The organism is Labilibaculum sp., from assembly GCF_041595635.1.
Classification (GTDB): Bacteria; Bacteroidota; Bacteroidia; order Bacteroidales; family Marinifilaceae; genus Labilibaculum.
This window is the reverse complement of the sequence record NZ_JBFHJW010000090.1, coordinates 1-11,466: the sequence shown is the minus strand read 5'-3', so window position 1 is coordinate 11,466 and position 11,466 is coordinate 1. Positions and strand designations below refer to the sequence as shown.

The 11,466-nt window shown below is 37.2% G+C and carries 7 protein-coding genes; 1 reads left to right on the top strand and 6 read right to left on the bottom strand.

Features of this window, described 5'->3' with window-relative positions:
- From ABYT26_RS16590 to ABYT26_RS16575, 4 genes are all read right to left on the bottom strand, one after another.
- Positions 1 to 765 (bottom strand): hypothetical protein (locus tag ABYT26_RS16590; protein WP_372755952.1); only part of this gene is annotated, 765 nt, incomplete at its 3' end.
- Between the two features lie 240 nt (positions 766 to 1,005).
- A complete protein-coding gene (locus ABYT26_RS16585) occupies positions 1,006 to 2,721 on the bottom strand; it encodes an acyl-CoA dehydrogenase family protein (protein ID WP_372755950.1) in 1,716 nt (571 codons plus the stop codon).
- A 61-nt stretch (positions 2,722 to 2,782) separates the two neighbouring features.
- A complete protein-coding gene (locus tag ABYT26_RS16580) occupies positions 2,783 to 3,802 on the bottom strand; it encodes an electron transfer flavoprotein subunit alpha/FixB family protein (protein ID WP_372755948.1) in 1,020 nt (339 codons plus the stop codon).
- Positions 3,803 to 3,881: 79 nt separating this feature from the next.
- The gene (locus ABYT26_RS16575) at positions 3,882 to 4,757 is read right to left on the bottom strand and encodes an electron transfer flavoprotein beta subunit/FixA family protein (RefSeq protein ID WP_372755946.1); all 876 of its coding nucleotides are present in this window, start codon (positions 4,755 to 4,757) and stop codon (positions 3,882 to 3,884) included.
- Positions 4,758 to 5,289: 532 nt separating this feature from the next.
- On the opposite strand from ABYT26_RS16575, the gene ABYT26_RS16570 reads away from it, so the two are divergent.
- Positions 5,290 to 6,765, top strand: a complete 1,476-nt coding sequence (locus tag ABYT26_RS16570) for a carbon starvation protein A (RefSeq protein WP_372755944.1) — start codon at positions 5,290 to 5,292, stop codon at positions 6,763 to 6,765.
- 52 nt (positions 6,766 to 6,817) lie between these two features.
- Here the strand turns inward: ABYT26_RS16570 and ABYT26_RS16565 are convergent, their stop codons facing one another.
- Entirely contained in the window at positions 6,818 to 7,141 is a 324-nt protein-coding gene (locus ABYT26_RS16565; protein ID WP_372755942.1) for a DUF3467 domain-containing protein, read from the bottom strand.
- A 130-nt stretch (positions 7,142 to 7,271) separates the two neighbouring features.
- On the bottom strand, positions 7,272 to 11,466 hold a 4,195-nt coding region (gene rpoC / locus ABYT26_RS16560), incomplete at its 5' end, for a DNA-directed RNA polymerase subunit beta' (RefSeq protein ID WP_372755940.1).

Sequence of the window (11,466 nt, the reverse complement as noted above, 5' to 3'; positions counted from 1 at the left end):
TTTATCTTTTGCTGCAGCAGAATACTTTGTTGCATTAGTTAGTAAGTTATACTCTGCTCCTAGCCTAAATTTATCTGAAAATTCGTATCCGATAAATGTAGCCAAACTGGCTGAACTTACATCTTCTTCATTCCCATCTTCGTCGGCAACAGAAGTTGAAAGCACAGCTCCATAAACTTTAGCAGTTAAACCACTTTTTGCATACACTAAGCTGGCTCCTACTTTTTGCTTGCCATCTTCATCTTGCAAATTCTTGTAGCCTTCACCATTCATTACAATAGCATTTGCAGTAAATGAATCACTAATGGTAAACTTGGCTTTTACCCCAACATCGGCACTCGATTCAAAACCAAATTCATCAGCAAATGATTTCATAATATAACGGTAGCCCCAAAATTTCTCCTGCTCCTTAAACTGAATGGTACTAATCATCCCTAAAGAAAGCTTTGCGATAGGTGACATAGTCCACTCCAACTGAGCCTTTTTAAGGTAAGCCGTATAATCACTGCCACCGTCATTTGTATCTACGTCTAAAGTAATACTCGCTTTAAATCCTTTTGCGATATTATAATCATAGCCCAAATATGCTCTTTTTATTTCGAAGCTACTTTCCTGTTCCTCTCCTTCAGTCATGTCGTAATGGTAATTGAAGAATACCTTTCCGCTTGCTTTTCCTGAAGGCGTAAATTCTGCTTTTTCCTGCGCTGTAGCATGATTACCAACAATCAATGCAATGGCTACAATTAATAATCTCGATACTTTCATTTGGTTGTTTTAGTAGTATGTAACACAATCGTTATCTCGTCGTCATATTTTCTTAACAACTCCGGCAAAAGTAATTTCTTTTCTAAACACACAATTCTAATAGATTTTAAGGAAAGGTTAAATCCACTTAACGAAAAATTAACACAAGGTTTAATACCCCTACTATTTCAATAAGTTTATCAAAAAAAAACGGAAGCTCCTAAAATAGGAACTTCCGAAAGTATAGAAGAAGTTAGAGTACTACTTTTTAAAAATACCCAAATCTTTTAAGTCTGAATTTTGAATGTAAGTCAGGTGACCTGCACAAACAGCTTTTCCCATTTTCACATAAACCTCGCAAGATTCCTGGAACTTATCATTACGCGTAGTATCCATCAAAATAAGATAACCCATAACAATATAGCCAGCCATTTCTACCAAACGGCGAGCATGGAAATCCATAAAATCATTGTGATCAGCAGATGAGTTAATTTCATTCACCGCAGCAACAGCTTTTTCATATTGCTCAGTCATGCCTTTTAACATGGTTCTAATATATTCCAATTGAGGAATCAAATCAGAAGATTCGTACTCTTTAATTTGAGCCAAGTACTGACCTGTTGTTACCCCACGAACGGCAGCTACAACCTGTAATTGAGATGTTCCTTCATAAATATTTGTAATACGTGCATCACGCACCAAACGTTCAATTGGGTAATCTTTCATATAACCCGATCCAGCATGAATTTGCAAAGAATCATAAGCAATTTGATTGCAATACTCCGAAGCAAACAATTTCAACATTGGCGTGAAAACATCAGCAATACGTTGATATTTTTTCATCTCTGTTCTTTCGTCCTTATCCAAAGAGCGATCCTGAGAAATATGATAGTAACATTTGTAAACGTCAACCATACGGCATGTCTCATATAACATGGAACGAGAAGCATTCAACTTAGCTTCCATATTGGTCAACATTTCGTAAACCGCAGGAAAATTAATAATTGCTTTTCCAAACTGACGACGATCCTGTGCGTAAGCCAAACCTTCGCGGTAAGCTGCTTCTGCAATACCTACCGACTGAGCTCCAACACCTAAACGAGCACCATTCATAAGAGACATTACATATTTGATCAATCCCATTTTACGAGAACCAACCAATTCGGCAGGAGCATTGGTAAAAACCAATTCACAAGTTGGTGAGCCAATAATTCCCATTTTATGCTCGATACGACGTACTTTCACAGCCATGTGTTTTTTGTCATAAATAAACATCGACAAACCACGTCCATCAGAAGTTCCTTCCTCCGAACGAGCCAAAACTAATGCAACCTCACCATCACCATTGGTAATAAAACGTTTCACACCGTTCAAATACCATTGATCTTCTTCTTTATTGTAAGTTGCTTTCAACTGCACCGCCTGCAAATCGGAACCAGCATCAGGTTCTGTTAAATCCATTGCAGCAGTAGCACCTTTGGCAAAACGTGGAAGATAATTCATTTTTTGTTCTTCCGAAGCAAATTCATGAATGGTTTCAGCACAATCCTGAAGGCCCCAAATATTGGCAAATCCAGCATCCGAACGAGATACCAGTTCTGCAGCCATAACGTAGGGTACAAGAGGAAAATTCAATCCATCGTACTTACGAGGTAAGCTCATTCCAATCAATCCTGCTTTTGTTAAAGCATCATGATTTTCCTGTGTTCCACGTGCATAAATAACACGATCGTTTTCTACTCGTGGACCTTCCTGATCAACACTTTCTGCATTCGGATTAATAATGTCTCCACAAATCTCACCAACAATCTCTAAGGTGCGATCATATGAATCCATAGCATCTTCAAAATCCAAAGGTGCATAATCGTATTTTTCTTTATCTTCAAAGTCACGCTCTTTAAGCGCAACAATTTTTTTCATTAAAGGATGATCCAAGTGGAACTTTAAATCATCATTATCTGTATAGAAATTAGCCATTTCTGTGGATGTTTTTTTGTTAAAATTAAAACGATTCGCGAACACCATTCCCCAGAGGGGTCTATTTGGTGTTTTCTTTGTATTGCTTAATCATTTTTGGAATCACATCAGCAATATCACCGGTAATCACATAATCGGCAAAATTATTAATTGGCGCATTCTTATCTGTATTGATAGCTATCACCATAGATGACTCTTCCATACCAGCGGTATGTTGAATTTGACCCGAAATACCACAAGCAATGTATAGCTTAGGTCGAACAGTAACTCCAGTTTGACCAATCTGACGTTCATGCGATGCATACCCCGCATCAACAGCAGCACGAGAAGCGCCTACTTCGGCACCCAATACATCTGCTAATTCATACAATTTATCGAAGTTTTCTTTAGAGCCTACACCATAACCACCTGCTACAATAATACCTGCATTTTTGATGTTTACTTTTGATTTTTCCATGTGACGTTCAATAACCTTCACCACAAAGTCCGCATCAGTCACATATTTGGCCACATCAATTTGCTTCACTTTTCCTTTGTAAGCATCCGAAAGAATTTCTTTTTTCATTACACCCTCGCGAACCGTAGCCATCTGAGGACGACAATCTGGATTAACAATCGTAGCCACAATATTTCCTCCGAAAGCAGGACGAATTTGATACAACAAATTCTTGTACTCTTTTTTGTTCTTCTTGTCCTCATGATCACCAATAATTAAACTAGTGCAATCAGCCGTTAAACCAGAATGAAGTGCCGAAGATACTCGAGGTCCCAAATCACGACCAATGCTGGTCGCTCCCATCAAGGCGATTTGTGGCTTTTCTTCTCCAAACAGTTTCACTATAATTGATGTATGTGGTAATGTAGTATATGGATACAAGCGCTTATCACTTGCCACCCAAACAGTATCAACACCATAAGGCATAATTTGCTTTTCGACCCCTTTAAGGTCAGATCCAATTACCACAGCCTCCAATTCACATTTTAAATCGTCGGCTAGTTTTCGGCCTTTGGTTAAAAGTTCCAGGCTCACATCGGCAACCTGTCCCTCTTCTATTTCACAATATACAAATACGTTATTCACGGTTTCAATTTTTTAAATTTCACTTTTACAGTGATCAGCAAAAAAAAAGTTTAAACTGATAACTGATGAATGTTACCTGTTAACCAATGGTATGGTTAGCGATTAACTCTTTCATTAAATCGTCCATATCAGCATCAGTAGGCTCAAGAATTTTTGCCTCTTTAGCTTGAAAAACTACATTTTCAATAGCTTTTACTTTTGTAGGTGATCCGCTTAAACCAAGCTCTTCAGCATTCGTTTCAATATCGTTAACACTCCATTCTCCAATATTTAAGTAAGGACGATGAGTATGCAAAGCGATGTAATCTTCATCTGCATTCTGCATTTCCGAAACGGCTCTGGCATGCTTATATTTCATTACATATTTTGCATTACGAGGACGACAATCAGGAGCCGAAGTATTTACAGTAATCACCATAGGCAAAGCACCTTCAACAGTCTCTACACCACGTTCTAAACGGCGTTTCACAACAATTTTACCTTTTTCTACAGAAAGTACTTCTTCAGCATAGGTAATCTGAGGAAATCCAAGTTTTTCCGCCACCTGAGGTCCAACCTGAGCTGTATCACCATCGATTGCCTGACGACCTGCTATGATAACATCAATTTTGCCCATTTTTTTAAGAGTACAAGAAAGAGCATATGAAGTTGCCAATGTATCAGAACCTGCAAATGCACGGTCCGATAAAAGAATTCCATTGTCAGCACCGCGATAAAGACCTTCGCGAATAATTTCTGCGGCTCTACCTGGGCCCATGGTTAATAGGCTAATTTCCGTTCCTGGATATTTATCTTTCAAACGCAAAGCTTGCTCAAGTGCATTCAAATCTTCAGGATTGAAGATAGCTGGAAGTACAGCTCTATTCACAGTTCCATCAGCTTTCATCGCATCCTTCCCCACATTTCTAGTATCGGGAACTTGCTTAGCAAGAACAACAATTTTTAATCCTTTCATTATTATATAAATTTTATCATCTGTAATTGATTTTGATTCACTTCAGCAAATCTCAGCTCTGTTGGAATTGAGCGACAATTATTTGTGGAAGAAACCATCAAATCACGAATTGTTATTTTCTAATAAAAATAAGTCTTCATTTCTACGCAAACGTTTAAAATCCGAGTGTAGCAAATATAAAGATTAGAGTGCTTAAAACAAATCTAGATTGTGTTTTGCACAACAGTTTTCATAAAAAAGAAAATAGCTACGAATTAGAATTAGTCATAGTTCTAAAACAACAGCTATATCACTGAAAATATATCACTTAGAAAAAGCAGTTTATACATTTATTGCCAACACAATAATTTTCGAACTGACGCATAAATCAATAGCATAAAAGAGGAACAAGATTCTGACTCATCAATTTCCTATTTTTTACGTCGTAATCAATCCTAGTATCCTCTTTATAGTGCAATGATCTCTTCTCTTAATAAGCAATAATTTTCGTTTAATTTTTTAATTTTGTGATGTAAACAATAATTAAAAACCAATGCTAACTTTTTTGAGTGCCATAACAGCCCTTATTTTGGGGTATCTCTTCTATGGAAAATTTATAGAACGATTTTTTGGCGCTGATGACAACAGACAAACTCCAGCCATACAATTAGAAGATGGTGTTGACTATATTCCAATGCCAACATGGAGAATATTTACCATTCAATTTTTAAATATTGCAGGTTTAGGCCCTATTTTCGGAGCTATATTAGGTGCCATGTACGGTCCTATTTCTTACCTATGGATTGTTTTTGGATGTATATTCATGGGAGCAAGTCACGATTATTTTTCAGGTATGCTTTCCCTCCGTAACAACGGAGCTAGTCTACCCGAAATTGTTGGAAAATATCTGGGATCTTCCATTCAGAATTTCATTCGATTATTCACCATTGTTCTTCTAATCTTTGTTGGTGTAGCTTTTGTTACTGGTCCTGCAGGATTGCTTACAGATTTAACTGGTGGCGGTTTAAACTGGTGGCTTTATGGAATTTTCGCCTACTATTTATTGGCAACCCTCCTACCCATCAATAAAATTATTGGTAAAATTTATCCACTATTTGGTCTTGCCTTACTTTTAATGGCCTTTAGTATTGCTGGCATGTTAATTTACAATGAAATTACGGGAAGTATCGCACTAAATGAGATTTCATTTCAAGACTTAAGAAATCTTCACACCAATCCATCACAAAACATCCTTTACCCAATGATGTTTATTGTAATTTCTTGCGGAGCTATTTCGGGCTTTCACTCTACGCAATCGCCCATGATGGCTCGTTGTTTGAAAAAAGAAAGTTATGGAAGACCTGTTTTTTATGGAGCAATGGTTGCCGAAGGAATTGTTGCAATGATATGGGCTACAGCTGCCATGAATTTTTTTGGCAATGCTTCTGAACTAAATTTAAACATAGCTGCAGGACATAATCCTGCCTGGATTGTTAATGAAATATGCACAACATGGCTTGGGAAACTCGGTGCTATTTTTGCTATTATAGGTGTAATTGCATGTCCCATTACTACCGGAGATACTGCTTTTAGAAGTGCTCGTTTAACTATTGCTGATATCTTTAACTACAATCAAAAGTCAATACAAAGTCGATTACTAATTTCCATTCCTCTATTTGCAATTGGTTTCATACTATCTCAATTAGAGTTCGCCACAATTTGGAAGTATCTTGGTTTGTCAAATCAAATCCTATCGATGGTAATGTTATGGACTGCTGCGATGTATCTAGCAAAAGAAGGTAAAAATCACTTGCCACTTAGTATTCCGGCACTATTTATGACTGGAATTTGTTTTACCTACCTACTGGTTGCTCCTAACAAAAACGGTGGACTTGCAATAGATTCCGAATTGGGCATTTTAGTAGGTGCTCTAATTGCATTGTCTGTTTATCTCTTATTTCTACTCAAAATAAAAGATAAACCACTAAAAGGTATTTTATCCTTTGTTGCAGATAAATCCAAAAAATGAAAAACCGGGAAACTTATTTATTTCCCGGTACAAACGTAACTACAGTTATCTTTTAAGCTTCCCCTGTAGGACCAAAACTCATTGGCATTACATTGCCTTGAGGAGCTTGATTTTCATCTACCTTTATTTGACCATGCAGAGATTCAAATTTTCGAATATTATCCTGTAAAGCCAACATAAGTCTTTTAGCATGTTCAGGAGTAAGAATGATTCTGGATTTTACATCTGCTTTAGGGATTCCTGGCATGATTCTCACAAAATCGACAACAAATTCCGAACTTGAATGAGTAATTACTGCCAGATTTGAATACGTCCCCTGTGCTACTTCTTCTTTTAATTGAATATCTATCTGATTGGATTTCTTTTTATCGTTCATAATTCTTTTTTAATAAATGTTACTTTGTCGTCCTGCTAAAATATGAAATTATTCCCGATAACAATTCATCGGCCATTAAAAAAGGGTGTTTTCAAATTGAAAACACCCTTTATATTACTTAGAGTAACTTTTAATATTCAGTTGATTTAGAATCTAAAAGTTTTTCATATTCTGCTTTTGGCCCTACAACTACATCTTTGTACTCGCGTAAGCCAGTACCTGCAGGAATAAGGTGTCCACAAATTACATTCTCTTTCAAACCTTCAAGGTTATCAATCTTACCACTAATTGCGGCTTCATTAAGAACCTTAGTTGTTTCCTGGAAGGAAGCAGCTGAGATAAAACTCTTAGTTTGAAGAGCAGCACGGGTAATTCCCTGCAAAATCTGAGTGGAGGTAGCAGGAATTGCTTCACGTGCTTCAACCAGTTTCAAATCTCTTCTTCTCAATACCGAATTTACATCTCTTAGTTTTCTAGAAGTAATGATCATCCCAGCTTTTAACTCCTCAGAATCTCCACAATCAACAACAACTTTCTTTCCAAAGATCTCATCATTTTCGGTCATCATAACCATCTTATCGATAATTTGTTTCTCAAGGAATTTTGTATCTCCCTGATCATCAACAACTACCTTACGCATCATTTGACGAACGATAATTTCAAAGTGCTTGTCGTTAATTTTCACCCCTTGCATACGATATACATCCTGAACTTCATTCACGATATACTCCTGTACTTTTGTTGGTCCTTTAATGGCCAAAATATCGGCAGGAGTTGTAGCACCATCAGACAATGGAGTTCCAGCTCTAACATAATCGTTTTCCTGAACCAAAATTTGTCTAGAAAGTGGTACTAAATACTTTCTAACATCTCCAGCTTTAGTTGTCACAACAACTTCACGATTACCACGTTTAATTTTACCAAATGTAATCTCACCATCAACCTCTGAAACAACAGCAGGATTAGATGGATTACGAGCTTCAAATAACTCTGTTACTCGTGGCAGACCACCGGTAATATCACCCGCTTTACCTACGGCTCTAGGAATTTTAACTAAAGACTGACCTGCAGTAACCATATCACCTTCGGAAACCGAAACGTGAGCACCTACTGGTAAGTTGTAAGATTTTAAAATTTCGCCACTTGAGCTTAAAATCTTAACACTTGGGTTCTTAGTTTTATCCTTTGATTCTGTTACAACTTTTTCAGCAAATCCAGTTGCTTCATCAGACTCTTGAGAGAAAGTAATTCCTTCTATCAAATTATCGAATGAAATCTTACCTGAAAATTCAGTAATAATCATTGCATTATATGGATCCCACTCACAAATAAGATCGTCTATCGTAATATCCTGACCATCTTTAATATATAATTTAGATCCGTAGGGTATAGTATGTGTTGTTAGAGTAATATTGGTGTTTTTATCAATAATACGCAATTCAGCCAAACGACCAATCACAACATCATATGTTTTATTCTCTTCGGTTACGTGCTCGACAACTCTTAACTCATCAAATTCGGCATAACCGTTGTATTTAGAAACAACCGAATTTTCTGCTGAAGTATTACCCGCAGTACCCCCAACGTGGAAAGTACGTAAAGTAAGCTGAGTACCTGGTTCTCCAATCGACTGAGCAGCAATAACACCAACAGCCTCTCCTTTTTGAACCGCAATACCTGTTGCTAAGTTACGACCATAACATTTTGCGCAAACTCCTCGTTTTGATTCACAAGTTAACACAGAACGAATCTCAACTCGTTCAATTGGTGAATTTTCGATTTCTTGTGCAATTTCTTCCGTAATTTCCTCACCAGCTTCAATAATTAATTTACCGCTAATAGGATGGAAAATATCGTGAACAGTTGTTCGACCTAAAATTCTTTCGAACAATGAAGCAACAACCTCTTCCTGATTTTTGATGGCAGAAGCAGTTAATCCACGTAAAGTTCCACAATCTTCTTCATTGATGATTACATCTTGAGCAACATCAACCAAACGACGAGTTAAATATCCAGCATCAGCTGTTTTAAGAGCCGTATCTGCCAAACCTTTACGAGCACCGTGAGTAGAAATAAAGTACTCAAGTACCGAAAGACCTTCCTTAAAGTTAGAAAGAATTGGATTCTCAATAATTTGTCCGCCTTTGGCTCCAGATTTCTGTGGCTTAGCCATCAGTCCCCTCATACCACCAAGCTGACGAATCTGCTCTCTAGAACCACGAGCTCCAGAGTCAAGCATCATATAAACAGAGTTAAATCCCTGATTATCTTCCGCCAATTGAGTCATCAATGTTTGAGTTAGGTTCGCATTAATATGCGTCCAGATATCAATAATCTGATTGTAACGCTCGTTATTAGTAATGAAACCCATATTGTAGTTACTCAACACTTCTTCAACCTGAGCATAACCTTCAGCTACCAAAGCTTCTTTTTCTACAGGTACTTTAACATCCGAAAGGTTAAAAGATAATCCACCTTCAAACGCTTTACGATAACCTAAATCTTTAATATCATCCAAGAAATTAGCACAAGCATTTACACCACATTTCTTAAAAATATAACCAATAATATCCCGAAGTGCTTTTTTAGTAATCAATTGATTAAGAAATCCAGCACCATGAGGAGTGGCCTCGTTCATAATGATACGACCAATTGTGGTTTCAACAGTTGTGTCAACCAATTCGTCATTCTCATTCAGGTCTTTAACTTTTACTTTAATCTGACTATGCAAATCAACTGCTTTCTCGTTAAAAGCAATCATTGCCTCTTCTGCAGAGTAAAAACTTAAGCCTTCACCTTTTCCACCTTTTCTTTTTTTAGTAATATAGTACAAACCAAGAACCATATCCTGAGAAGGAACAGTAACTGGGGCACCATTAGCTGGATTCAGAATATTGTGAGAACACAACATTAACATTTGAGCTTCCAAAATAGCTTCATTACCTAATGGTAAATGAACCGCCATCTGGTCACCATCAAAATCCGCATTAAAACCAGTACAAGCCAAAGGATGCAAACGAATTGCTTTTCCTTCAATTAACTTAGGTTGGAAAGACTGAATACCCAAACGGTGAAGCGTTGGAGCACGGTTAAGAAGAACCGGGTGTCCCTTAAGAACATTCTCAAGAATATCCCAAACAACAGGATCTTTACGATCAACGATCTTCTTGGCCGATTTTACAGTTTTTACAATCCCACGCTCAATTAATTTTCGGATTACGAATGGTTTGTATAGCTCGGCTGCCATATCTTTTGGCAGACCACACTCATGCATCTTCAAATCTGGTCCTACAACAATTACAGAACGTGCAGAATAGTCAACACGTTTACCCAATAAGTTTTGACGAAAACGCCCCTGCTTACCTTTCAATGAATCTGAAAGAGATTTAAGTGGACGATTATTTTCTGTCTTAACTGCATTGGACTTACGGGAGTTATCAAATAATGAATCAACAGATTCCTGAAGCATACGTTTCTCGTTTCGGAGAATTACTTCTGGCGCTTTGATTTCAATAAGTCTTTTTAAACGATTGTTACGGATGATTACTCTTCTGTACAAATCATTCAAATCGGAAGTTGCAAAACGACCACCATCCAAAGGTACTAAAGGACGCAATTCTGGTGGAATTACAGGAACAACTTTAACAATCATCCATTCAGGACGATTAATACCTTGTGATTCACGGAACGATTCAGTTACCTGAAGTCTCTTCAAAGCTTCGTTTTTACGTTGCTGAGATGTTTCAGTATTCGCTTTATGACGTAAATCATAAGAAAGAGCATCTAGATCTAATCGACCTAACAAGCTATATAAAGCTTCTGCTCCCATTTGTGCAATGAACTTATTTGGATCATCATCATCAAGATGCTGCTGATCAGCAGGGAGTTCATCAAGAATATCAAGATACTCTTCTTCTGTAAGGAAATCAAGGTATTTAATTCCATCAGCCGCTTTAATTCCAGCATTAATTACTACATATCTCTCGTAGTAAATAATTGTATCAAGCTTTTTTGTAGGTAAACCCAAAAGGTAACCTATTTTATTTGGCAATGATTTAAAATACCAAATGTGGGCAACAGGCACAACTAATTGAATGTGACCCATTCTCTCACGTCTTACCTTTTTCTCGGTTACCTCAACACCACATCGGTCACAAACAATACCTCTATATCGGATGCGTTTGTATTTACCACAATGGCACTCATAATCTTTTACAGGACCGAAAATTCTTTCACAGAATAATCCGTCGCGTTCTGGTTTATAAGTACGATAGTTGATGGTTTCAGGCTTTAAAACTTCACCACTAGATCTTTCTAAGATCTCT